A 24,196-nucleotide genomic window follows, 5' to 3' on the forward strand; every position below is an offset into this window, starting at 1 on the left:
GCCCCAGAGTCTACTGTCCTCCGGGCCTCCTGTGACCGTCCGTGCATCACTGCGCTGGTCAGACACCGCGCGGTACCCGCGTGGTGCGCGGCACACGCAGGAAATGCCGTACAGCAGCGAAAGTGCGTCTGAAATCAATGGCTTCCCGCTGCTGTAACCATTGGTTACAAAAAAGCACACTGATTGCCCGGTGGGCGCCTTGCTCTCAAAGTGCTTTTCCGTAGAATGCGCGACTTCTTTCCGGGACGCCTGAACCGGCTACCGGACAAGAAAAGGCGTGGCGCGGTGTCTCTCTCCCCTTCCTCCCTGACCGCGAAGACAGTGCCTCAATGTGCTGTCGCCACGCCTCCTAATTTCGCCACGCCCGCTATTTTCGCCCCGCCGCCGTTCTCCCCAGGCCATCAGAACTGCACATTTCGAGCAGACTCAATCTGGACAGACCCGGATGCTGGTGTAGAATCCGTACAGCTTTTGTATGGATGTGACTGTGAGCGGGCACCCCGACGACCTGGACATCGCCTCCCGAGCGGCCGCTGAGGGCCCGTTCCGGGATCGCACCGGGGAATCCCCGACCGACGATGACCTCTACCGCATCGGCACTGTGGCCCAGCTCACCGACATCTCGGTCGAGCGCCTGCGAGCCTGGGAACGCCGTTACGGTCTCGAACCCGCCCACAGGGCAGGTAAAACCCGCTTCTATACCCGGTCGCAGGTCGATCACCTGATCAAGATCCGGCGCCTCATCGACAACGGCCACCCCATCGGGTCCCTTGCCGAACTCAGCGGTGCACAACTCGATGCTCGACTCGAAACCCATGAAAGCCCCCACGCGGATCCGGTGCGGGCAGGCCTGATCGGACCGAATCTGCTGGTGCTCGAACAGCAGCAGAGTGAATCCCAGCGCCTCGAAGTCTGCGCCCGCTGGGCCAACATGGCCGCTTTCGAAGCGGAGCAGAGCAGTGCCGGAGCGCTCGACGTCATCGTTGTACAACTGCCGGTTCTTAACCCTCAACTCATTGATAAAATTGAAAAAATATGTCCAGAAACGCACCTGGTGGCGCTCTATCAGTTCGCCACGCCAGGACAGATCAGCCGCGTTGAGGAGCGCGGCCTGCCGACCCTGAAGTGGCCGGCGGTGTGGCGGGACATCGAGCTTGCCGCGGCCAGCTTTCCGCGACGGCGACGACCCGGTCTGTCCGGCCGGCGCTTCAGCGATGAGGAGCTGATTGCCATAGCCGCCAGCGCCCTGGATGACAGTTCAGCCTGTCCGCAACATCTGGTGGAACTGATCAGCCAGCTCAATGCGTTTGCGGACTATGTCGCTGAATGCGCGAAAGAGGCGGAGGCGCCCGGCCTGTTCGGTCGCATAGCGGAAGAAACCATCGAAGCCCGCGGCCGTCTGGAAATCGCCCTGGAGGCACTGGCCATCGCGGAAGGCCTGATCGCAGCCAGATAACGGCCGCACAGCGCGCAGCCGGATCAGGTAAACAAAATCTGTACAAAATTCGAAAATATCTATTGACATCGATTTTGTACTGTACATAATGGGCGCCAGATTAAGGTTTCAGGCGTGAACAGCAACTTCACACAGTCCTCCCTTTCAAGTGTCCTTCCCCCAGAAGAAGAAGTTGCTTTCAGAGGTTCTCACCACTGACACGCCTTTTTTACATGGAGCGATCCACGCTCAACCAGCAGGGGCCGCGAGGCCCCTGACTCGTTTCTGGCTCCTGGAAAACCCTGAAATATCTATGATTTTCAGCGCGTTCCGCGCAGACCGGGCGCAGTGCGCGGGCCCTGACCCACTTCACACTGACCGCAGACCGAGTATGGGATCATCCGGCTCATGAGCCATCGGAGTCGCCGGCGCCGCACCGTTCCGCACGCGGCCTTCATCAGTCTTCTGACCCTTCTCGGCGCCTGTGGCGGGGGCGGGGGCGGCGGCAGCGCGCCTGCCGCGACGACGCCTGCCGCCAATCAGCCGCCGGTCGCTGTCTTCAGCCTGTCGGCAGGCAGCGGTTTCGCCCCGCTCAGCGTGCAGTTCGATGCCAGCAGTTCGCGGGACCCGGACGGCACGATTACGGGTTACAGCTGGGATTTCGGGGATGGCTCGATCCCTGCCAGCGGCGTCTCGACCACCCATCTGTTCGCTGACCCCGGCACCTACAGCGTCGGCCTGACCGTAACGGACAACGAAGGACGCACCGCCACTGCGTTTTCCACTGTCCGCGCGCGCGGTGCCCGGCTCACGGGTACGCTGTCGATTCTGCCCATCAGCGCGGTGGACTCGGACGTCAACGATCGACTCACGACCCCGATAGCCAACAACAGCTTCGCCACCGCCCAGGCTCTGCCCAACCCGGTACGTCTGGGCGGCTATCTCAATCTCCCGGGGCGCGGCAGTTCAACCGGCGGGCTCTTCAGCAGCGGAGACAGCAGCGATTTCTATGCGGTGAGTCTGACGGGCAACGAACTCATCGTGCTCACTGCCGGAGATGCAGCGGCGGACCTGGATCTGCGCCTGTGGGATTCCGCACACGATCTCGTGGACGCATCGCTGGGCAGCGGCGCCAGCGAATCCCTTGGCGTGCCCGGTCCGGGCGCCTATTTTGTCGAGGTGCTCGCCTTCGATGGCCCCACCAACATCGCCGGTGCAAGCAACTATGTCCTCGGCATCGGCCAGGACCTCAGTGCTGCGGCCAGCGGTCTGCTCCGCACCACACAACGCCTCAGCGACCGGTTCGTGCCAGGTGAAATCCTGCTCGAACCTGCACGCAACGATATGCAGCTGCACACAGACAACACCGGGCAGTCGCGACTTCAGGCCAGACACCGACTCGAGCCGGCTGAGCGATCCGGTCGGACGCTGCGCACCCGGTTGCGCAGCGACAGCCACAGCGAACTGCAGACTGGCCTTCCCGCTGGCCTGAGCGGTGAGCGGCTCGAGAAGTACGCGACCCTGCTGTCCCTCAAACGCCTCTCCGCGGACCCGGAGGTCGCGCACGCTGAAGCAAACGCCCTCGCCCATCCACTGCTGACACCGAACGATCCGTTCTACAACCTGCAGTGGCACTACCCGGTGATCAGCCTGCCCGGCGCCTGGGATCTCAGCACAGGCGGGGCAGCTGAGCCGGTGATTGTCGCCGTGCTGGACACCGGCATCCTGCCCCAGCACCCGGATCTCACCAATCAGCTGGTGGCAGGTTATGACTTTATCTCTTCGCCGGGCAGGGCAAGAGACGGCAACGGTATCGACGCCGACCCGACCGACGAAGGCGACCTGGCGTACGGCGCGTCGAGCAGCTTCCATGGCAGCCACGTCGCCGGCACGGTTGCCGCCGACAGCGATAATGCCATCGGCGTTGCCGGGGTGTCCTGGCAGGCCCGCATCATGCCGCTGCGGGTGCTCGGTGTGGATGGTGGTACCAGCTTCGACATCAGCCAGGCCATCCGCTTTGCGGCGGGCCTGTCCAACAGCTCCGGCACTCTGCCACTGCGGCGCGCGGATGTGATCAACCTCAGTCTCGGCACAGACACCGCATCCCAGACCATGGCTCTCGCAATCAGCGACGCCCGGGCCGCGGGCGTGATCGTGATTGCCAGCGCAGGCAACGATGCCAGTGGCAACCCGAGCTACCCTGCCGCCTTCGATGGCGTGGTTTCCGTCAGCGCCACCACCATCGATGACAGCCTTGCTCCCTATTCGAATTTCGGCGCAACGATCGACCTGGCCGCACCCGGCGGCTACAACGCCACCGATCAGAATGGCGATGGTATCGGCGACGGTGTCATCAGTGCACTGGGAGATGACAGCAATCCAGGCCCTCTGCTGCTGGGCTACGGCACCCTCTCCGGTACCTCGATGGCGGCACCCCACGTAGCCGGTGTCGCTGCACTGATGAAAGCCCTGCACCCGGGCCTGACACCCTTTGAATTCGATGCCGCGCTGGTCGCCGGAGACCTCACCGACGACCTGGGACCGCCGGGGCAGGATGCCAGCTATGGCTTCGGCCGCCTGAATGCCCAGAAATCCCTGCTCGCCGCCCTTTCCCTGGCCAGTGGCGGCGGATCCGATCCGGGACCGGTACTGAGCGCTTCAACCAACAGCGCAAGCTTCGGCGTGCTCGCCAGCCAGTTACCGCTGATCCTGCGCAACGTCGGCACCGGCAGCATCGTCATCAGCAGCGTCGTCAGCAGCGCGGCCTGGCTGACCGCTGCGACCACCGCCAACACGGACGGCAACGGACTCGGCGAGTACCTGCTCGAAGTCGATCGCAGCGGACTGCAGACCGGCGCGTACGCTGCGAGCCTGCTCTTCACCCCTCAGGATCCGGGAGTGAACCCGGTGCGCGTCAACGTCACCCTGCAGGTGGCAGACATCAATCCCGTGGCCAATGCCGGACTGCACTATGTGATCGCAGTGAATGATACAGGAGCCACGGTGGGTAACACGGCCATCGTGTCGGTGAGCAACGGCGTCTACACCTACAGCCTCGATGACCTTCCACCAGGCCGCTATCGTCTGTTTGCAGGATCCGATATGGACGATGATGACTTTCTCTGTGATGGTGCCGAATCCTGCGGCGCCTATCGCACCCTGGAGACACCGGCGCTGATCGACGTCGACGGCAGAGTCGCCCCGCTGCTCACCGATCTGGATTTCGTTGTCGAATTCCGCTCCGTGTTCTCAGCCAGCGGCCAGCTGGCGAACGGACGTTCGGGGACTGTATCAACGGACGAACAGGGCATCCGGATAATCAAGCCGGTCGCGACACAGCCGCTGGAATTGAAGGAGATCGAACGGTGACATGTTGTGCAATCGCACCACGCAGTTCAGTCAGCTACAGAAGTCTGCCCTGGCTTCTGACCGGTCTGCTGCTGCTCACCGGCTGCTCCCGACCCGTTGAACTCGCTGCTACTGAGGTTCTCAACGAAGCCAACTGCAAAGGTGCTGAGGATGGTCTCCAGCTGGTGAGCTACAGCGAAGTCGCCGCAATGCGCGGTTCCACACTGCTGGGTATGACCGTGGCAGCAGAGGATAAAGAATCCGACCTGCTGCTGCTGTCCCTGTCGAAAGGCCAGCAGCCGACGGCCGGTTACCATTTCGAGTTGCGGGACGCTCTGCTCGATGAGCAGACGGCGACCCTGCTGGTGCACTGGCAGCAGCCGGCTGCGGACAGTGCGCTTGCCCAGATCATCACCTTCCCCTGCCTGGTGATCGGTCTGGAGTCCGGTACCTACACCCGTATCGTGGCTCGCGATCAGAACGATGAACTGCTCGGCGAAGTGCAGCTCTGATCGCGTGTGATCGCAGATCGCGCCTGATCGCAGTTCGCGCCTGATCGCACATCACGCGTGATCACGGTGCGGCGACCTCACGGACCCGCGGCCCGTCCGCGGACCCGCGGCCTAGCTGAGCAGGGCGAGGGCTGCCTCCGCACGCACATGCACGCTGTCGCGATAGGCGTCGAGATCCATCTCCCGGTTCGCACCCATGGCACCGACCAGATAACGCTTGTAGACACCCTGGCCAATGGCCGCAAGTCGCCAGTGTGAGAACGCGCGGTAGTAGTTGATCCCGCTCAGGTCGCGGCCAGTCGCCTTTTCGTAACGCGCACACAGCGCCTCGCGATCGGGAAAGCCGCCGGCCTCCGTCGGCACCAGACCCACCTCGGTTTCACCCGGCTGTGCCCAGGAGTTGAGCAGGTAGCCCACGTCGGCGAGCGGGTCACCCAGTGTGCAAAGCTCCCAGTCGAGCACGGCCTGGATTCTGCCTTCGGCCACGATCATATTGCCGAGACGATAATCACCGTGCACGATGCTGGCACCGATCTGTTGGGGAAGGCGTTCCTGCAGCAGGCGGGCGGTTTCCTCCATCGCGGGTATCTCATGTGTTTTCGATGCCAGCCACTGCTTCCCCCAGCGATTGAGCTGACGTTCCAGGTAGGCCTCCTTGCGTCCGAGCTGGCCGAGACCCACGGTATCAGGGTCGATTGCATGCAGGCGGCAGAGTATATCGATGACATGTTCACCCACGCTCAGCCGTTCGGATACGCTCAGATGCGACGCGGCCTCCGCGTCGTGAAGCACCACGCCTTCGACAAAACCCATGATGTAAAACGGGGCGCCGTTCACGTCCCGGTCTTCGCACAGGCCGAAGGTCGGTGCCACGGGAACGGGTCCGCCCTGCAGGGCTGAAACGATTCGATGCTCCCGGGACATGTCGTGTGCACTTTCCAGCACATGCCCCAGTGGCGGCCGCCTCAACACGAAGGCCCGGCCGCCCGAATCCACAAAGCGGTATGTGAGATTGGAATGCCCGCCAGCGATCAGCTTGAATTCAAGCGGCGGCGAGAGATCGGCGATACGCTCAGACAGCCACCGTGTCACCCTCTCCAGAGCAATGCCCTCGACTTCTGCCATCTCTGATTCTCCTGCGGACCTGGTTGCAGCAGACAGAGTAACCAAAGTCTTTGAAGTTTGTCATCGGAGTGCTTTACCCTGCGCCCTGCGAAGGATATGCATTGAAACGACTTGCCTCTCCAGAAATCCTGCTGTGCCTGTTGCTGCTGTTGAGCGGCTGCGTGTCCTCCCGTATCGGCGGTCCAACGGCTCCCGCCGATGATCCCGGCGCCGGTGTGCTCACGCTCAGTTCCGGACGCTCCTACCCAGTGTACCCCCGGGATCTGGCCTACTCCGGCACCGCCACCTATCAGTGGCCTGACGGACGCCTTTATCGGGGGCAGTGGGTGCAGGGTCTTCCGGAAGGGCAGGGTAATGAGACCCTGCCGGATGGCGAGCACTATCGGGGTGCGTGGCATGGTGGCCGCCGCCACGGCCACGGCGAACTCAAGCGCGCCGATGGCAGCCGCTATGTAGGAGATTTTGTCCACGATCTCCGGCAGGGCAGCGGTGTTGAGATCTCCAGTGACGGCACCTATCGCGGCGGCTGGCATGCAGATGTCCCGGAAGGACGCGGCAGTTTCACAGGCACGGATGGCGCCAGTTATCAGGGAGACTGGTTCGAAGGCAAGCGCTCCGGTCACGGCGTGTACACGGACAAGTCGGGCAATCGTTACGAAGGAGAATGGCTCGACGACAAACCCAACGGGTTCGGCACCATGACCGACCTGCGATCCGGTACCTATTCCGGCGGCTGGGAGGACGGTCGCCAGTCAGGTTACGGACAGTTCGTGGATATCAGTGAAGTCGTTTACGAAGGCACCTGGGTAGACGGGCGAAGGCAGGGTTTCGGGGTCGCCACACGCCCGGACGGCAGCCGCTATGAAGGTGAATGGCTGGAAGGCAGAAGACATGGCCGCGGCAGGGAAAGCTTTGCCGATGGCAGCTTCCACGAAGGCGACTGGGAGTTCGATCAGGTACTGGGACCTGGCACCCGACACGACCGTACCGGGATCGAGCTCAGCGGTTTCTGGAATGGGGATCGACTGCGTTCCGGCATGCTGACACTGCCGACAGGCGCCCGCTATGCCGGCAGTCTGATGCTCGGGAACAACGATGAAGTCTCGCAACCGCTCATCGACTGGCTGACAGCAGAAGCCGGGCGCAATGACCCTTATGCCCAGTTCTTCCTCGGTACCGTGTTCAGCGACTTTCGCGTTCCCGCGCCCGATCCCGCCAGGGCACAGGCACTGTTTGAAGCTTCAGCAACCGCCGGTCTTGCCGAGGCCCAGTTCAGACTGGCCCTCGGCTACACGGAGAGCGCACCGAACCGCAGCCTGGACCTGCTCAGAATGGCCGCTGAGGGAGGGCAGGCCCAGGCCAGCGCGCTGCTGGGTGAAAACTATCTGCGCGGCCGACATGTGCCTGTCGATATCCGCGCCGCCATCAGTTACCTGCAGGAAGCGAGCGAAGGGGGTGACCTTGCTGCCAGAAATAACCTGGCCTGGATTCTCGCCACCAGTGCGGAAGCAGAATTCAGTGATCCTGCTCTGGCGATCGCACTGATCAGACCGATTGCACTCCTCCGCGAAAGCTGGCGCTACGAAGCCACGCTGGCTGCTGCTTACGCGGCTGACGGAAAATTCGACGCAGCGGTCGCCACACAGAAAAAGGCCATCGACGCCGCGCGTGATGCACTCGGCGCTGCTGCGGAGGCTCTGGCCGCCATGCGCCACAGATTAGACCTCTACCAGCAGCAGCGCCCGTACCGAGAGCCCCGATTGTGAGTGCGACGGCCGGCTCCGGTATCAGCGCCTTCGCCGAAGGCGCGCGGCTCATTCTCCGCCCGGGTTTGCGTCGCTATGTTTTCGCACCTGCCCTGGCGAGCCTGCTGGTGATCGTCTCCGCTGGCTACTGGGCCTGGGATTACCTCTCGGAAATCAGTGCCAGCATCGTTGCCTGGCTGCCCGACTGGCTGGGTTTCCTCGATGTAGTCCTCGTACCCCTGCTCTACGTGCTCGGTGTACTGATCGGTACCTGGCTTTTCGCCCTGCTCGCGGTAATCGTCGCCAGCCCTTTTCTCGGTACGCTTTCCGCAGCCGTGGAGCGTCATGTCAGAGGACGCGCTCCGGAATCAGGTAACCGGCTCTGGCAGGATGTTGTGAGCAGTTTCGGCAGGGAAGCACGCAAGCTTCTCTATCACCTGCCCCGCCTGCTCGCCGTGTTCCTGTTTTCCCTGATTCCCGCAGTGAACGTCGCAGCACCCGTACTGTGGCTGCTGTTCGGCGCCTGGACAATGGCTGTGCAGTTCTGTGACTACCCCACCGAGAACCGTGCCCGCCCCTTTTCGGATACTCTGCAGCTCCTCAACGCCAACCGGATGGCGGCCTTGGCATTCGGTTTCTGCACGTCTGTTGCACTGGCCATTCCGCTGCTGAATTTTCTGCTCATCCCCGTGGCTGTGGCCGGGGGGACCGTGCTGCTGTGCGAAATGAACAGCGCAGGTTCGGGCCAGGAGCCCGGGCCAGGAAATCGGAAATAGATTTATCAAGGCGCGGGCGAGGACCCGTTACCCCGGGCCTCGCTCGGCGGCGGCGTTGGAGCGGACGGTTGCACCTCAACCGAAGCGCTGCTCCGTGAATCTCACGATGCGGTTCAGTCCATCCTGCAGACGCACAGGACTCTGGGCAAAACAGATGCGGAAGTGGGCGTCGTTGCCCGGACCGAAAGTGTAGCCGGGTGCAACACCGACGTCTTCGGCCTCCAGCATAGCTTCCACGAATTCCAGACTGTCGGTGAGACCACGAACCCTGGGAAAAGCATAGAACGCACCTTCGGGTGAGACGTGGTCGAAGAGCGGGTGACTGCCCAGTGCCGCATCGACAAGATCGCGTCCCTGCTTGAACTGCTGCTGCTGTTCCGCGACAAAAGCTTCCCCCTGTTCAAGCGCCGCTACCGCACCGAGCTGAGCGAAGACATTGGTGGTGGTATTGAAACACTCGGACAGCGCAGTCCAGAGAATTTCGTGGCGTAAGGGGGTCACCACCCAGCCAATACGCCAGCCCGTCATGGCCCAGGCTTTCGAGAAACCGTTGACCACCACCAGTGGATCATCGTCACGCGCGCTCTGCAGGAAGGAAGGTGCATGCACAGTATCGAACACGGTGCGGTGGTAGACCTCATCCGCGATGATCAGCACCTTCCGCTCCCGTGCGTAGGCAAGCAGCTCCGCCTGGGCGTCCGCAGCCATTACCCACCCGGTGGGATTACAGGGGGAGTTCACGAAGATTGCCCGGGTGTTGGGGCGTACTGCGTCGATGATTTCGCGCACCGAGAGCTGCCAGCCGTTGCCGGTCAGGCGCTGGCGCACATAGGAGACTTCGGCACCCGTGATGCGGAACACGGCATCGATGTTGGGCCACACCGGACCCACAATGAGACCATGACTGCCTGTGGTCAGCGCAGTCTGGGCGGCTATAGTGACACCGAGCATGGCCGAACCGGGTACGGTAATGCGCCGTTCGTCCAGCTCGATGCCATAGAGATTCTGCAGATAGGTCCGCAGTGCGCGGCGCAGCTCGGGTCGGCCCCGGGTGTGGCTGTAAAAAGTCTGCCCGGCGTCCAGCGCAGCCTTGGCCGCCTCGCGAACGAACACGGGGGTAGGGCTGTCGCCTTCACCAAACCACAGCGGAATGACCGCAGGATCGCCCATCCGCCTGAAAGCCACTTTCGTGATGCCGTTCTGCTGTAAGGCTTCGATTTCGTCGCGAAAGGGCAGCATGTGCGGGTCCTGTCAAAAAAGCGACCACTCTAAGGGAACCTCTGATTAAGTATCAACGCCTCAGGCACTGGAAGACGTCACCGGACCCCAAGCACTCCTATAACAGGAGAATGAGCAGACCACAGATCCGCCACCCGTCCCGCGCCGATACCCGACCCACCCGAATCTGAGTAGAGTGAAGCGTTCGCGAACCGACCCAGGAGCCAGCCTCATGCCGCCTCACGCCTTCGAACCGGGTCTGCCCTCCCGCCCGGAACTGCGCTGGCTCGCACTCGGACTCAGCACCGCTGTGTGCATGATGCTGTCGGACCCCGGCCTCGCAGCGCCGAGAGTGGATAACTTCCTGCTGCTCGACCACAGGGGAAATGCCCAGGAGCTCTACTACCAGACCGACGTCGCAGCGGTCATGATCATGGCCCACAGCAGTCGCTGTGCCGCCGCAGACAGCTCGGCCTATCAGCGGCTGGCAGCGGACTGGGCAGACCGCAGTGTGCGCTTTTTCATGCTCAATGCCGACCCGGCTGACAATCGCGCGGTACTGACCAATGCCGCCGGGGATTCGTCGATCCCCATCCTCGAGGACGACGCCCAGATCATCGCCCGCGGTCTCGATTTCAAACAGGCGGGCGAAACCGTCATCGTCGACACTGCCGACTGGTCCCTCGTCTACCGGGGACCGCTGGATCAGAGCACGGCCAGTCTCGAAACCCTGCTCGCGGATGCCCGGCCGGCAGGCGCCACCGATAAGCCGATCGAACTGTCCGTGGCAGGCTGTCCGATTGCCTACCGGTCACCGGCAGCGGGTGCAGAAGTCAGCTACAGCACCACCATCGCACCCCTGCTCAAAGAAAACTGCGCGTACTGCCATGTCGAAGGTGGCATCGCACCCTGGGCAATGACCGGTTACACCATGGTGCGCGGCTTCGCACCGATGATCCGGGAAGTGATCCGGACCCGGCGCATGCCGCCCTGGCACGCCGATCCGCATATCGGTCAATGGCAGGGTGACCGGAGTCTGACAGCGGAGGAAACCCGCACCCTGGTGCACTGGATAGATGCCGGTGCGCCCCGGGGCGAAGGCCCGGACCCGCTGGAGGGGCTGGCCCCGCTCAACGACGCCTGGCCCCTGGGCAAACCCGATCTGGTGGTTGAGATTCCGGGATTCGAAGTGCCGGCGAGCGGCGTCGTCGACTACCAGTTCCCCTATGTGAAAAACACCCTCGAAAAGGGAGTCTGGATCAGAGCAGCCACCGTGCTGCCGGGTGAACGCAGCGTCGTGCACCATGTGCTCGCCGGTTCCATCGAAGGCGATATACCCCCCGGGGACGAAGACAGTGTGATGGACAACTACATCATGGGCTACGCGCCTGGCGCGGATACCTATGTGATGCCCGAAGGTACCGGTGTCTATATCGCTCCCGGCGGATTTTTCTCGTTCCAACTGCACTACACCCCCAATGGCAGAGCGGTGGTGGACGAGTCGAAAATGGGCCTCTACCTGAGTGAGCAACCCCCCCGCAACTATCTGCGCAATACGGTCATCGTGAGTCCGCTGATCAGCATTCCACCGAATGCCCCCGACCACGCCGAAGCGGCCTACTACGAATTCAATGGCGACGTGGTGATTCACACCCTGTTTCCCCACGCACACTACCGGGGCCGCTCCTCGACCTTCGAGGTCCGCTATCCGGATGGCCGACTGGAAACCCTGCTGTCCGTACCGAACTACGACTTCAACTGGCAGCGCGGCTACAACCCGGTCGCACCGTTGAATCTTCCTGCCGGATCGCGGCTGATACATCGCACCCGGTATGACAACTCCACACGCAATCCGGCCAACCCTGACGCGGACCGGGAAGTGGGCTGGGGCCTGCAGAGCTGGGACGAAATGCTCTATGGCGCTGTCAGCTACAGCTGGGTGAATGAGACAACCGAACACCCCATCCATGACAGACAGCGCGCCCAGGCAACCCGGATGGTCGGCTTCATCGATCGCAACATGGATGGGAAGGTCACCTGGAGTGAACTGCCTGTACGGATGAAGAAACAGCTCGTGCAGGGATTCAGCACAGTGGACAGCAACGGCGACGGCGGTCTGGACATCGAAGAGTTCATGGCCATCCAGCGCTACCGGGAGGCCGCTGGTGCACAGCCGCGCGGAGTAGCCGAAACGACGAACGCGCCGTCTGCGGACTGACTCCCGGGATCAGACCAGCAGGGATCTGACCTCAGCAAGACGCTCTATGGTTGCGAGCGCCCGGGTCTGATCGCTGACAATGTTGCGCACGATCACATCCGTGTAACCCAGTTTTTCCAGAGCACGCATCTGCTCTGTGACTTCCTCCACGCTGCCATACATCAAGGCAGCATCGGGAAATCCGCGGTAGCCGGCCTCGATATAGGGACGCATTACCTCCCGCGCTTCCTGCGCGCTGCGGCCGATGTAAATATCCCGACGGATAGCCACCGTTGTGGGAGAGCGGCCAAACTCAGCGCAACTCTGTCGGTACCGGTTCAGATCCCGCGCCGCGGCGTCGAGGGTCAGGCCGGGTGATGCCAGCCAGCCTTCGCCCATCCGCGCCGCACGCTGCAGCGCCTGCGGTGCCTGGGCTCCAATCCAGACTTCGATCGGTTCCGGCGGCAGGGGGGAAATTCTGGCCGCTTCGAAGTTCCAGGGTGCGCTCATCGACACCCGCTCCCCGGCCCATAAGCGCCGCAGCGTATCCAGACCGGCTTCGAACGCGCTCACCCGGTCTGCCAGACGGGTGCCCATGCCGGCACTCTGCCGAGGGTCACCGCCCAGACCGCACTGGAGAATGAAGCGCCCTTCGGCCAGGCAGGCGAGGGTCGCCACCTGTTCGGCCAGCAGGACCGGGTGCCACAGCGGCAGCAGATAGAGCGCACCGACCGGGCGATCGCCCCACTGTGCCAGCATGCGACCGATCATCGGCGTGTTCTGGTAGTAGGGTGAGGACGTGACATGGTGGTCACCCACAAAAAGGCTGTCCAGCCCGGCCTGCCAGGCGGCGCGCGCGCGATCGACCATCCAGGCGGCACCTTCCCGGGGTGCCGCACCCGGATAGCTCGAAGAAATCGAAATACCGATTCGCATGATCAGGCCTCCTTATGCCACTCCAGTATCGGCTGCCCCAGGGTTACCCGTCCAAATCGGTGAACAGGCGGTGCACCAGCAGCCGCCCGTCGTCGAACAGGAAATCACCGGTCAGAGATTCTCCATTGAGCAGTCGCGGCAGCCAGTAACGGTCGTCTTCCCACATTTCATCGAAAGGCAGGCGGCGCTTATCGAACCAGTGCGGTCGCGCTTCGTCGGTCTCTACCGGTGTCCCCTCCCAGGTCCTTGCAAGAAATGCGAACCCCAGCCACTGGGATGCCCGCAGATCCACGAAACGGAAGCGGCCGAGCAGTTCGGGCCGGATCAGACGGACACCCACCTCCTCTTCCGTTTCCCGGATCACACCCGCCAGCGGCGTCTCTCCCGCCTCGACTTTCCCGCCGGGGCCGTTCAGCTTGCCCGCACCGTGTCCGCGCTTCTTCCGGATCAGCAGTACCGAGTCGCCGGACACGATGAAGGCCAGGGTGCCCACGAAGTCCGGCTGCCAGTCGCACAGCCGGGCATCGAGCTGCTTCAGCGCACGACTATCGGGGTTCACTCGCCCGGTAACGCTGCTCGAGGGCCTGATAGAGGCGAGTCGGGATATCCTCAGGGTCGCACTCCAGCACCCCGAGCACTTCCACCAGATGTTCGTTGTCTTCCCGGTCCTCCCACAGCTTCCGATAAGTTCCGGATTTGTAACCATTGTCCTGGCGGAACGTATTGAGCACGTTCTTGCCCACGTACATGTGAAACAGTTCCTCGAAGCCCATCGGCAGCGACTGCATGACTTTCACAAAAGTTTTCAGGTCAAAGGCTCTTTTCATGAGTGTGATCTGAGCCAGAGTCTCCACCGAGTCGCGAAACCGTCTGCCACCGGGATCAGCGACCGGATCGAAGGAGACCGGGTCGAGCATGTCCGCATCGAGTGAGCCTGCGCGAATGAGATCGCTCAGACCGAAGTGCCAGATGTCCACGATTTCGAGTTTCACCTGATCCGTATCGGCGTGCTGCTGCTTCCACCATTTCCAGCCGAAATGGTCGAGGAGCTCGGCGCACTCTACCCAGATCGCGCGGTAGTACTCATAGCCCTGAGTCCGCCAGTCCGGATGCACCAGCCGATTGTGCGCCTCCTGCATCTGCGCCATGGTGAGCAGCATATGGCTGCGGCGGGTCTGCTGTGTGTCTGCTGCCAAGGGTCCTCCAGTTCTATGCGGCGCCGGATTATGGGGTAATCTCTCCGCCATGGCCAAAGCTTACACAACAGCACTCGTGATGCATCCCGTCGTCTGCGACGAGCTCATGAGAGCGGACCATATTCAGCGTCTCAGTGCAGCAACGCGCCTGGTGAACGATGTGCCTTTTCGCAGTGTCGACGAAATTGGCACTCAGCTTTCCAGCATCGAAGTGCTCGTCACCAGCTGGGGCTGCCAGCGCATCGACCAGGAAATCATCGATCGCATGCCGCGGCTGAAACTGATCGCACACATGGCCGGCAGTGTGAAGGGTTTCCTCGACGACGTCGTCTGGCGTCGCGGCATCCTGGTGACCAACGCAGTGGCCGCCAACGCCGTACCGGTCGCGGAATACACCCTTGCGGCGATCCTGTTTGCCAACAAGAAAGTCTTCCAGCTCAACCGTATCTACACCACCGAACACGAAAACCGCGCACCCTGGACCCGGGAAGCACCGGATGTGGGCAATTACCGCAAAACCGTCGGCATCGTCGGCGCCTCCCATGTCGGCCGCCTGGTGATCGAGCACCTGCGCCGTTTCGATATGCGCATTCTCGTCTGCGATCCCTATTTCACACCGCTGGCGGTCCGGGATCTGGGCGCGACCAAAGTCGGACTCTCGGAACTGCTCGCGACTGCGGACGTGGTCAGCCTGCATGCGCCGCTGAACAAAGACACCCTGCATCAGATCGGCGCACGGGAGCTTTCGCTGATGCGCGACGGCGCCACTCTGATCAATACCGCGCGGGGGGCAATCATCGAGCCCCGGGCGCTGGAGCAGGAGCTGCTGAAAGGTCGCCTGTTCGCCATACTCGACACCACCGAACCGGACATCCTGCCTTCGGACTCACCCCTCTATCGACTCCCCAACGTCTTCCTCACCCCCCATATCGCCGGCTCCCTCGGCGCCGAGACCCAGCGCCTGGCCGATTACCTGGTCGCCGAAGTGGAACGATTCACCCGGGGGGTCGCCCTGAAGCACCTGGTCCGACGCGAACACCTGGTGCGACTCGCGTAGAATCCCGCTCACATACCAAGCGGAGACAGCAGATGGACCTTTCCTACGGGCCGGAGTACGAGGCCTTCCGCCACGAAGTTCAGGAATTCCTGCGCACCCACGCCGACCGCGCCCCCCGGGGTGAGGGTCAGCGCGCCAGGGCGAGCCTCGACTGGCAGAAGCTGCTCATCGAGAGAGGTTACACGGCCCGGACCATCCCCAAAGAATATGGTGGCTACGGTGCCGAACCGGACATTCTGAAATCACGCATCATCGGCGAGGAATTCGCGAAGGCCAAGGTCAGTCAGGGCCTCGGCGGACAGGGCATCTCCATGCTGGTGCCGACCCTGCTCGAAGTCGGCAGCGAAGCCCAGAAACGCACCTTCATTCCCCCCACCCTGCGCGGTGAAATGATCTGGTGCCAGGGCTACTCGGAGCCCGGGGCGGGCAGCGATCTGGCCAGTCTGCGCACTTCCGCCGTACTCGATGGCGACGAGTGGGTGGTCAACGGTCAGAAGATCTGGACCAGCACCGCGCACATTGCCGACTGGATATTCTGCCTGGTACGCACCGAACCGGATGCGCCCAAACACCAGGGCATCTCGTTTCTGCTGTTCCGCATGGATACCCCGGGCATAGAAATCCGTCCCCTGGTGGACATGACCGGTGTTGCCAATTTCAACGAGACCTTTTTCACCGATGTGCGGGTGCCGAAAGATCAGATCGTCGGTGCGCGTGGTCAGGGCTGGCAGGTGGCCAACGCCATCCTGGGACACGAGCGGGATTCCCTCGCCAATCCGGACGTTACCTTGAGCCGGCTCAACAGCCTGATCGATCTCATGAAGCAGGAAACCATCAACGGCGAACCGGTGCTGAACAATCCGGTTTACCGGGACCGTCTCATGAGCATCCAGGGTCGGGTGATGGCGCTGCGCTGCAACGACCTGCGGGTACTGTCATCCAAGGTGAACGGCAACACGGATACCGGACTCGCCCGAATGATCTCGAAGCTTCAGGGCACGGAGCTGCGCCACGAACTGGAACAGCTGGCGATCGATGCAATGGGCGAAATCGGTCTGGCCTACGGTGACAATCCGCATCTGCGTGACCATGGCAGCTGGCAATCCCAGTACATGTACTTCCTCGGCCTGATCATCGGCGGCGGTACTTCCCAGATTCAGAAGAACATCATCAGCGAACGGGGTCTGGGACTGCCTCGCGAACCTAAGATTGCGAAGGCCGGTTAAAGCAGAATAAGGAACAGCATTTATGGAATTCGGACTTTCGGAAGAGCAGACGCAACTCCAGGATACGGTCAACCGGTACCTGAATGACGCCAGCAGTCTCGACGCAGTACGCCGGTTCGTCGAAAACCCGGAACAGGATGTCTGGCCCGGGCTGGTCGAACTCGGGGTGCCCGGCATCCTGGTGGATGAAGCGGCAGGCGGTCTCGGACTCAGCTGCCTCGATGCCGCACTGGTCGCGGAAGCCCTCGGCAGTCATACCGCGCCCTCACCCTTTCTGGGCTCCGCTGTGATGGCGCCTCTCGCCCTGCGACTGTCGGGCAGCAATCCGGAGGATCTGCTGAGTCAGCTGGTGAGTGGAAGCGCCACCGTCGGCATCGCGTTCGGTGAGGCCATTGCTGCCCGGGCGGGTGCGGGGGTGATCAGTCAGGACGGCTGCCTCAGCGGCACTGCGCTGTTCGTGATCGATTCCGGCGCCAGTCACTACCTGGTTGCGGACCAGAGTCGCAGTCTGTTTCTTGTGGATGCAGATGCTCAGGGATTAACCCAGCGTGCGCTCACCACCATCGACCGGACACGACCCACAACAGAGTTGAAATTCGCAAAGACGCCCGCACTTAAGCTCACTGAAGACCCTGCCGTTTTTCAGCAGGTGCTGAATTCCGGTCGTGTGATGCTCGCTGCCGATACCCTGGGTGCCGCCCAGAACATGCTCGATCAGGCAGTGGAGTACGCAAAACAGAGGGAGCAGTTCAATCGCCCGATCGGCTCCTTCCAGGCGGTGAAGCACATGTGCGCGGAAATGGCAGCAAGCCTCGAACCCTGCCGCGCCCTGGTCTGGTACGCAGCACACAGCCAGGACCAGGTGCCGGAAGAGGCCACGCTGATGGCGTGCCACGCCAAGGCACACCTCGCGGAAGTCGGCACCTTTGTCGCCCGTACGGCGACAGAGGTTCACGGCGGCATGGGCTTCACCGATCTGCTCGGCCTGCACTACTGGTTCAAGCGCATCGGCTGGAACCGGCAGCTGCTCGGCGCCCCGGAGCTGGTACGCGAGGAAGCAGCACGGGCGCAGCAGCTGGTGGCCTGACCGGGGCCCGGGCGCAGATGATTGAAAGTGCGGTGAATCGAGAGCAGTGAATTAAGGTGAAGGCAAGACGTCAAACAGGGACAGCAGTGGGAATCAGAACTTGAAGGACTCCGACGCAACACAGATCTATCCGATACTGCCGTTGAAAAACGTCGTGGTGTTCCCGCAGATCGTCCAGCACCTGGCTGTCGGTCGCCTGCGCTCCCTGGCGGCCCTGGCAGCGGCCACCGAACACCACCGGGAGTTCATCGCCGTCGCCCAGCGGGTCAGCGGTGTCGAAGACCCTGGCTTCGAAGATCTGCATGCCATCGGCACCATCGTCAGGATCAACCGCATCGAAAAGCAGGAAAACGGTGCCCAGGTGATCGTGCAGGGCGTGCGACGGGTGCGCCTGGGAGAGGACGGTCGCAATCCGGACTATCTGTCTGCCGCCTTTACCGAACTCCCTGAAATCCAGTTCGACCCGGCTTCTGACCAGCCACCGGCCGCAGATGCGGTGCTGCGGGAGAATCTTCAGCTGGCACAGAAAATCGCACTGCAGCTGGATCAGGAAAATGGCGCGCAGATCTATCAGCAGCTCATCGGCGCCATCGCCAACCCGATCACCCAGATGTACCGCATCGCGTCTCTTGCCAATCTGCCGATCGAGAAGCAGCAGCAGGTACTGGATGCTTCGGACACCATGACTCTGCTCAACGTGCTCCACGACATCCTCCGCCATGAACTGCAGGTCACCGAGCTGCGCCGCCAGATCGCCGAGCAGGCCAGAGACGACATTGAAGCCCAGCAGCGCGAACACATGCTGCGACAGCAGAAGCGCGCCATCGAGAGTGCTCTGGGAGAAGGTGATGATGACGAGGACATCGCCGAACTCAAGGCACAGCTCGATGCGGCTGAGCTGCCCGACGCGGTACGTAAAGAGGTCGACCGGGAACTGACCCGTCTGAAGCGCATGTCGGCCAATGCCTCCGACTATCAGGTGTCGCGCTCCTATCTGGAACTCGTTGCGGAACTGCCGTGGCACAGCCGGACCGAAGACCGCCTCGACCTGGCTCATGCACGAAAAGTGCTCGACGAGGACCACTACGGTCTCGAGGATGTAAAAGAGCGCATCCTCGAGTCGCTGGCGGTCATGCAGCTCAATCCGGATGCCAAAGCGCCGATCCTGTGTTTTGTCGGACCACCCGGCGTAGGTAAGACGTCCCTCGGTCAGTCGATCGCCCGGGCCATGGGCCGCAAATTCGAACGCCTGAGCCTCGGCGGACTGCACGACGAAGCCGAGCTGCGCGGACACCGCCGCACCTACATCGGCGCGATGCCGGGACGCATCCTCCAGGCCATCCGCCGCACTGCGGTAATCAACCCGATCCTCATGCTCGATGAGATCGACAAGCTGGGCCGGGACTTCCGCGGCGATCCGGCAGCCGCACTGATGGAGATTCTCGATCCTGCTCAGAATCGGGAGTTCCGGGATAATTATCTGAATCTGCCCTTCGATCTGTCGAATGTGCTGTTCATCACCACAGCCAATACGCTGGAAGGCATTCCGCGACCACTGCTCGATCGCATGGAGGTTCTCGAACTCTCCGGGTACAGTGATTTTGAAAAACAGGCCATCGCACGCCAGTACCTGATTCCCCGGCGCCGGGACGAAGCCGGTCTCGAAGCGGAGCAGCTGAATATCACGGACGCCGCCCTGACACGCACCATCCGCCGCTATACGCGGGAAGCCGGGGTGCGGGAGCTCGAGCGGGTGATCGGCCGCATTGCCCGCAAGAGGGCCCGGCAGGTGGTGGATGCTGCAGACACCGGTGCGGAAATCGGTGTGATGGAGGATCCAATCGATGTCGACAGTCTCGATGAACTGCTCGGACCGGAGAAATTCAAATCCGAACAGGGGCGCAGCTCACTGACCCCGGGGGTCGCTGCCGGTCTGGCCTGGACCGAATCCGGCGGCGACGTGCTCTACGTCGAAGCGAGCCTCACCCAGAAGGATGAAAAAATCACGCTGACCGGACATCTCGGCCAGGTCATGCAGGAATCCGCACGGGCCGCCCGCAGCCATCTCTGGTCGGTGGCGGACGAACTGGGTCTGAATCGGGAAAAAATCGAAAGCACAGGTGTCCATGTCCACGTGCCCGCGGGTGCGGTGCCGAAGGACGGCCCCTCGGCCGGCATCACCATTGCCACTGCCCTTTATTCGGCCTACACCGGCAAACCCGTCCCCCCCGATCTGGCGATGACGGGTGAACTCACCCTGTCCGGCCTCGTGCTGCCCGTGGGCGGTATCAAAGAAAAACTGCTTGCTGCTCATCGGGCCGGCATGCGACGGATCATCATGCCGAAGGACAGCGCGGCAGAGCTGGTGAAGCTCCCGGCCGCCGTGCGGGCAGAGCTCGATATTACTCTGGTGGAAAGTCTTTCCGAGGTGTTTGCAGCCACCTTCAACTGATGCCGGGATTCCCGGCCATCGACACAGGGCGTGATGATCTCATCCGCCGGTACGCCGGTAACACAGGGCATTCCCCGCCTTGCCGCAGATCTCCACGACCTGACTCTCCCGCAGACAGAATGCCAGCTTCTGCGCCAGCCAGCGCGGCCGATCCATCGCCGTGGCCAGATCCGCGGTAGTGAATACATCGGGCAGGACACCAGGCGCCAGGCGCAGCAGATCTTCCCCGCTGCGGAATCTGTGACGTTCGAGCACTTCGACCAGCCTGCGATTCACCACCCGCCAGCCATTGCGTCTGCGAACCCGGCCGGGGTCGAATACCCGGACCTCTTCTTCGGAGATCATCACCACTTCGAGTTCGAAGTTCGGATGGTTGAGCAGTGCGGGAATACTCACCAGCGCTTCCACCACGTTGGCAATTGAACCCCGTTTCGGCGACCGGCGCCGGTTCGGCTCGGTGTCAGGGTCTTCGGAGATTTTCAGGATATAACGCACCTGGGCGACGGGGTAAACGAGGACCACCCGATGCGCCTGCAGCAGACTGGTGAGTTTTCGCTTCAGCGGCCCGAAGCCACCCGTCTGAATTTCGTAGATGACATCGTCACCGGCGCGCACATCGGCGACATAGTTGCCAACGGGAACCTCAGTATCCGCAGCAGACGTGCGCGCCATCTGCTCCTCCACATAAAGTGCTTTGAGCGCTTCATGGAGCGGGCCCTCATTGAGGATACCGATCTGGGGTGAGGAGTCGGTCAAGGGCTCCCTAGGCCGCGATGACCGCGTTGCGCTGAATTTTCTTGATCGACTCATCCCGGCGCATGAGACCCAGACAGATGCGGTTATAGAGGTCGAGATACCAGGGCATTTTCCGCCGCACATCGAGCCACATCACCGCTCTCGGCTCATCGCAATGATTTGCCGCGTCGTGCAGATAATTGTCGTTGAACACGATGCCCCTGCCGTTTTTCCAGTGATAGACCTCTCCCCGCTCGATCAGGCTGGTATCCCGCCGGGCGTTGTCTTCTCTGTCGCCATTGACCCGCAGCCAGCACAACTGATGGGAATTGTTCTCCGGAATCACTACCCCGAGGTGATAGCGCACAAAGCCTTTGTAGTAGCCCCAATGCGGGGTGATGTACTGATTGCCTTCCAGTACGGAAAAAAACGCAGTGAACACCTCCGGCCGCTGCCGCAGCAGCGCTGCAGTCTTCGGACACCGGGCGCAGTTTTCTTCGACAAAATCTCCTGCTTTGAACATTACCGTTTTCCACTTGATTGTGTGGATGCCTGCCTGCGTATAGGCGCCGCCCATGGCAGAAATGTCCACGAGCTTGTCGCGCATACCCAACAGGGTCATGCACTCCTCACGTATGTCTTCGTAGTGATCTTCGAAGATTTTCATGCCCGGGTAAGACTGCAGGTAGTCATGATCGAAAGCCGGCGTGCGTCGCAGCAGTCCCCTGTTTTCGCACCAGACGAACACACTGTTCAGCGTGGTTTTTACCAGCGCCTTTTTCTCTTTGGCAGTCATCGTGCGCACCCGCTGCCAGAACAGCAGCCCGGCCGCCGCGATCGCGAGCAGAATGACTCCCAGCACCACCAGACCCGTCATACCTACCATTCCTCTGGATTTGCGCCTGCGGGTTTTCGCGCGTGACTGTTCGCGCGGTCACCCGCGGCCGGCGGAAATCTTAGGCCACCCCTTGCACACCTGCAATGAAGCCGGCTCACCGGCGCCCCATCAAGGTCCGACCCGGTCTCCAGACTTCCGTTGAGTCTGACACGCTCTCCAGCCCCCCTGGTGGCGAGACAGCGTGAACACATCCCTGTGGGTGCGGGTGGCGCGCGGATGACGTTGCATTGCCGATTAGGCATACTTCCCACCCCCCGCGGCTCCCGCCGTCGGGAACATTTGAAACAGAATCGCGAACTCCGCAGGGAGAAGATCGCGCAACGAAAGGGAGACCATACAGTGAGCGCAGACGGTACCTGGAACACCACGATGAACACCCCCATGGGCGCCCAGAAGGGCACCCTGACGCTGGCCAGCAGCGGCTCGACCCTGACCGGCAAACTGAGCGGCCCCCAGGGCGAGCTCGAGCTGCAGGATGGCAAGGTCGACGGCGACAACGTCAGCTGGAAGGCGAGCATCACCTCACCGATGGCCATGACACTGGAATTCAGTGCCAAGGTCGAAGGCGACAACATCAACGGCAACGTCAAACTGGGCGCCTTCGGCAACGCCAGTTTCACCGGAACCCGTGCCTGATCGACTCTTCCCGGGCGCATGAGCTGGGAAGAGGAAATCGGCGAGCTGCGCAGGCGCCAGGAGCTGGCGCTTGCGATGGGCGGTCCTGAAAAGGTCGCCCGCCAGCACCACTTCAACAAACAGACGATCCGGGAACGGATCGACGCCATCGCGGACGCCGGTTCTTTTCATGAAATCGGCATGCTGGCCGGTGTCGGCGAATACGACGCCGACGGCAATCTGACCGCTTTCACCCCTTCGAACTTCGTCTTCGGTACCGCCGAAATCGACGGCCGCCCGGTGATCCTTTCGGGTGACGACTTCACCGTGCGCGGCGGTTCCGCCGATGCGTCGATTTCCGGCAAACGGACCCAGGCCGAAGGTCTCGCCCTGGAGCTACGCCTGCCCCACATCCGCCTGGTCGATGGCATGGGCGGTGGCGGCTCTGTCAAAACCATAGAACGCGCCGGTCGCACCTATATCCCCGAACTGCGGGGCTGGGAAACCGTGGTGCGCCATCTCGGTGTGGCCCCGTCGGTTTCACTGGCGCTGGGCTCGGTTGCCGGTATCGGTGCCGCGCGCGTCTCCACCAGCCACTACTCAGTCATCGTGAAGGACAGCGCTCAGATGATGATCGCGGGTCCTGCGCTGGTGGACTGGGCGAGTCTGGGCGATGTCAGCAAGGAAGAACTCGGCGCTTCCCGGATCCACACCCGCAACGGTGCCATCGACGACGAGGTGCTGAGCGAGGCGGAAGCTTTCGAGCGGGCGACGCGTTTCCTGTCCTATCTGCCGAGTTCGAGTGACGAACTGCCCCCTGTACAGACCTGCGAAGATCCGGCCGATCGCCGCGAAGCCGCCCTTATCGACATCGTGCCCCGGGACCCGCGCAAGGTTTACAGCATGCATCGGATCATCGATGCCGTGCTCGACCAGGATTCGTTCTTCGAAATCGGCCGGAACTGGGGGAAATCGATCATTACCGGACTCGGTCGTCTCGATGGTATTCCGGTGGCGCTGTTCGCCGAAAATCCCATGGTCTACGGCGGCGCCTGGACCGCGGACGCCTGCCGCAAACTCATCCGGCTCATCGACCTCGCCTCGACCTTCCACCTGCCGCTGATTCACCTCGAAGACTGCCCCGGCTTTCTGATCGGCAAGCAGTCCGAGGAAAACGCAACCATCCGCTTCGGTTCCCAGGCGCTGGCCGCACTGGGTCAGTCGAATGTCCCTTTCTGCTGCGTTGTGGTGCGCAAGGCCTTTGGTGTCGCCGGCGGGGCGAATCACAAACCCGGCAGTCACCACATCCGGGTAGCCTGGCCCTCGGGTGACTGGGGTTCACTGCCCATTGAGGGGGGCATCGAAGTCGCCTACAAGGCCGAACTGGAGGCGAGTGACGACCGGGACGCTCATCTGGCCCGGATCAAGGCGCGCCTCAACCAGGTGCGCTCGCCCTTCCGCACCGCGGAGTACTTTGAAATCGAAGAGATCATCGACCCGCGGGACACCCGAGGGTTGCTGTGCCGCTGGGCCAAGCTGGCCCGCAAGGGTTCGAGGGCAGAAGCCCCCCGGTTCTGGTTCAGACCCTGAGGCGATTCAGCTCCGGACGCCGAGGCCTCAGCCTCGGACACCGAAGCC

Annotated in this window: 19 protein-coding genes; 12 read left to right on the forward strand and 7 right to left on the reverse strand. The window is 62.2% G+C overall.

What is annotated here, in order from left to right; translation table 11 throughout:
• Window positions 1-487: 487 nt before the first annotated feature.
• The 3 genes from R3E82_12650 (at window position 488) to R3E82_12660 (ending at window position 5,295) form a co-directional block, all read left to right on the forward strand.
• Window positions 488-1,456, forward strand: a complete 969-nt coding sequence (locus R3E82_12650) for a MerR family transcriptional regulator (protein ID MEZ5551734.1) — start codon at window positions 488-490, stop codon at window positions 1,454-1,456.
• Between the two features lie 387 nt (window positions 1,457-1,843).
• Window positions 1,844-4,804, forward strand: coding sequence for a S8 family serine peptidase (locus R3E82_12655; GenBank protein MEZ5551735.1), 2,961 nt, complete (start codon window positions 1,844-1,846; stop codon window positions 4,802-4,804).
• On the forward strand, window positions 4,801-5,295 hold the full coding sequence (locus tag R3E82_12660) for a protease complex subunit PrcB family protein (protein ID MEZ5551736.1): 495 nt from the start codon (window positions 4,801-4,803) through the stop codon (window positions 5,293-5,295). The genes R3E82_12655 and R3E82_12660 overlap by 4 nt, the downstream gene beginning before the upstream one ends.
• A 111-nt stretch (window positions 5,296-5,406) precedes the next feature.
• On the opposite strand, the gene R3E82_12665 is transcribed toward R3E82_12660, so the two are convergent.
• Window positions 5,407-6,420 carry a phosphotransferase family protein gene (locus R3E82_12665; protein ID MEZ5551737.1) on the reverse strand — a complete coding sequence of 338 codons (1,014 nt, stop codon included), beginning with the start codon at window positions 6,418-6,420 and terminating at the stop codon, window positions 5,407-5,409.
• Between the two features lie 101 nt (window positions 6,421-6,521).
• On the opposite strand from R3E82_12665, the gene R3E82_12670 reads away from it, so the two are divergent.
• Window positions 6,522-8,186, forward strand: coding sequence for a hypothetical protein (locus tag R3E82_12670; protein MEZ5551738.1), 1,665 nt, complete (start codon window positions 6,522-6,524; stop codon window positions 8,184-8,186).
• Window positions 8,183-8,941, forward strand: a complete 759-nt coding sequence (gene cysZ, locus R3E82_12675; GenBank protein MEZ5551739.1) for a sulfate transporter CysZ — start codon at window positions 8,183-8,185, stop codon at window positions 8,939-8,941. Before R3E82_12670 ends, cysZ begins: the two co-directional genes overlap by 4 nt.
• Before the next feature lie 75 nt (window positions 8,942-9,016).
• Here cysZ and R3E82_12680 read toward each other — a convergent pair whose 3' ends face one another.
• Window positions 9,017-10,180 carry an aminotransferase class I/II-fold pyridoxal phosphate-dependent enzyme gene (locus tag R3E82_12680; GenBank protein MEZ5551740.1) on the reverse strand — a complete coding sequence of 388 codons (1,164 nt, stop codon included), beginning with the start codon at window positions 10,178-10,180 and terminating at the stop codon, window positions 9,017-9,019.
• Between the two features lie 211 nt (window positions 10,181-10,391).
• Between R3E82_12680 and R3E82_12685 the strand changes: the two genes are divergently transcribed.
• Window positions 10,392-12,377: a hypothetical protein gene (locus tag R3E82_12685; GenBank protein MEZ5551741.1), complete on the forward strand. Its 1,986-nt coding sequence runs from the start codon at window positions 10,392-10,394 to the stop codon at window positions 12,375-12,377.
• Between the two features lie 9 nt (window positions 12,378-12,386).
• Here the strand turns inward: R3E82_12685 and R3E82_12690 are convergent, their stop codons facing one another.
• The 3 genes from R3E82_12690 to R3E82_12700 are packed head-to-tail and all read right to left on the reverse strand — an operon-like array spanning window position 12,387 to window position 14,488.
• Window positions 12,387-13,292 (reverse strand): LLM class flavin-dependent oxidoreductase, encoded by a 906-nt coding sequence (locus R3E82_12690; protein ID MEZ5551742.1) that lies wholly within the window; start codon window positions 13,290-13,292, stop codon window positions 12,387-12,389.
• 43 nt (window positions 13,293-13,335) lie between these two features.
• Window positions 13,336-13,851 (reverse strand): 8-oxo-dGTP diphosphatase, encoded by a 516-nt coding sequence (locus R3E82_12695; protein MEZ5551743.1) that lies wholly within the window; start codon window positions 13,849-13,851, stop codon window positions 13,336-13,338.
• Window positions 13,838-14,488, reverse strand: a complete 651-nt coding sequence (locus R3E82_12700; protein MEZ5551744.1) for a dUTP diphosphatase — start codon at window positions 14,486-14,488, stop codon at window positions 13,838-13,840. Before R3E82_12700 ends, R3E82_12695 begins: the two co-directional genes overlap by 14 nt.
• A 49-nt stretch (window positions 14,489-14,537) precedes the next feature.
• Here R3E82_12700 and R3E82_12705 point away from each other — a divergent pair, with 49 nt between their 5' ends.
• The 4 genes from R3E82_12705 to lon all read left to right on the forward strand — a co-directional run bounded on the left by R3E82_12705 (window position 14,538) and on the right by lon (window position 20,310).
• Complete coding sequence (locus R3E82_12705) at window positions 14,538-15,545, forward strand: hydroxyacid dehydrogenase (GenBank protein MEZ5551745.1); 1,008 nt, start codon at window positions 14,538-14,540, stop codon at window positions 15,543-15,545.
• 32 nt (window positions 15,546-15,577) lie between these two features.
• The gene (locus R3E82_12710) at window positions 15,578-16,771 is read left to right on the forward strand and encodes an acyl-CoA dehydrogenase family protein (GenBank protein MEZ5551746.1); all 1,194 of its coding nucleotides are present in this window, start codon (window positions 15,578-15,580) and stop codon (window positions 16,769-16,771) included.
• A gap of 22 nt (window positions 16,772-16,793) precedes the next feature.
• Window positions 16,794-17,858, forward strand: a complete 1,065-nt coding sequence (locus R3E82_12715; protein MEZ5551747.1) for an acyl-CoA dehydrogenase family protein — start codon at window positions 16,794-16,796, stop codon at window positions 17,856-17,858.
• A 100-nt stretch (window positions 17,859-17,958) separates the two neighbouring features.
• A complete protein-coding gene (gene lon, locus R3E82_12720; GenBank protein ID MEZ5551748.1) occupies window positions 17,959-20,310 on the forward strand; it encodes an endopeptidase La in 2,352 nt (783 codons plus the stop codon).
• Window positions 20,311-20,349: 39 nt separating this feature from the next.
• On the opposite strand, the gene R3E82_12725 is transcribed toward lon, so the two are convergent.
• Both R3E82_12725 and R3E82_12730 read right to left on the reverse strand, forming a co-directional pair.
• Window positions 20,350-21,066 carry a hypothetical protein gene (locus R3E82_12725; protein MEZ5551749.1) on the reverse strand — a complete coding sequence of 239 codons (717 nt, stop codon included), beginning with the start codon at window positions 21,064-21,066 and terminating at the stop codon, window positions 20,350-20,352.
• A 7-nt stretch (window positions 21,067-21,073) separates the two neighbouring features.
• Complete coding sequence (locus R3E82_12730) at window positions 21,074-21,922, reverse strand: aspartyl/asparaginyl beta-hydroxylase domain-containing protein (protein ID MEZ5551750.1); 849 nt, start codon at window positions 21,920-21,922, stop codon at window positions 21,074-21,076.
• A 360-nt stretch (window positions 21,923-22,282) separates the two neighbouring features.
• Between R3E82_12730 and R3E82_12735 the strand changes: the two genes are divergently transcribed.
• Both R3E82_12735 and R3E82_12740 read left to right on the forward strand, forming a co-directional pair.
• Window positions 22,283-22,579, forward strand: a complete 297-nt coding sequence (locus tag R3E82_12735; GenBank protein MEZ5551751.1) for a hypothetical protein — start codon at window positions 22,283-22,285, stop codon at window positions 22,577-22,579.
• Window positions 22,580-22,597: 18 nt separating this feature from the next.
• Window positions 22,598-24,148, forward strand: a complete 1,551-nt coding sequence (locus R3E82_12740) for a carboxyl transferase domain-containing protein (protein MEZ5551752.1) — start codon at window positions 22,598-22,600, stop codon at window positions 24,146-24,148.
• Window positions 24,149-24,196: the final 48 nt, after the last annotated feature.

It is taken from the genome of Pseudomonadales bacterium (genome assembly GCA_041395945.1).
Lineage (GTDB): Bacteria > Pseudomonadota > Gammaproteobacteria > Pseudomonadales > Azotimanducaceae > SZUA-309.

Coding starts and splice junctions, on each gene's coding strand:
- R3E82_12655 (MEZ5551735.1), top strand. CDS start 1,844: ATGAGCCATCGGAGTCGCCGGCGCCGCACCGTTCCGCACGCGGCCTTC.
- R3E82_12665 (MEZ5551737.1), bottom strand. CDS start 6,420: ATGGCAGAAGTCGAGGGCATTGCTCTGGAGAGGGTGACACGGTGGCTG.
- R3E82_12680 (MEZ5551740.1), bottom strand. CDS start 10,180: ATGCTGCCCTTTCGCGACGAAATCGAAGCCTTACAGCAGAACGGCATC.
- R3E82_12685 (MEZ5551741.1), top strand. CDS start 10,392: ATGCCGCCTCACGCCTTCGAACCGGGTCTGCCCTCCCGCCCGGAACTG.
- R3E82_12690 (MEZ5551742.1), bottom strand. CDS start 13,292: ATGCGAATCGGTATTTCGATTTCTTCGAGCTATCCGGGTGCGGCACCC.
- R3E82_12705 (MEZ5551745.1), top strand. CDS start 14,538: ATGGCCAAAGCTTACACAACAGCACTCGTGATGCATCCCGTCGTCTGC.
- R3E82_12710 (MEZ5551746.1), top strand. CDS start 15,578: ATGGACCTTTCCTACGGGCCGGAGTACGAGGCCTTCCGCCACGAAGTT.
- R3E82_12715 (MEZ5551747.1), top strand. CDS start 16,794: ATGGAATTCGGACTTTCGGAAGAGCAGACGCAACTCCAGGATACGGTC.
- R3E82_12730 (MEZ5551750.1), bottom strand. CDS start 21,922: ATGACGGGTCTGGTGGTGCTGGGAGTCATTCTGCTCGCGATCGCGGCG.
- R3E82_12740 (MEZ5551752.1), top strand. CDS start 22,598: ATGAGCTGGGAAGAGGAAATCGGCGAGCTGCGCAGGCGCCAGGAGCTG.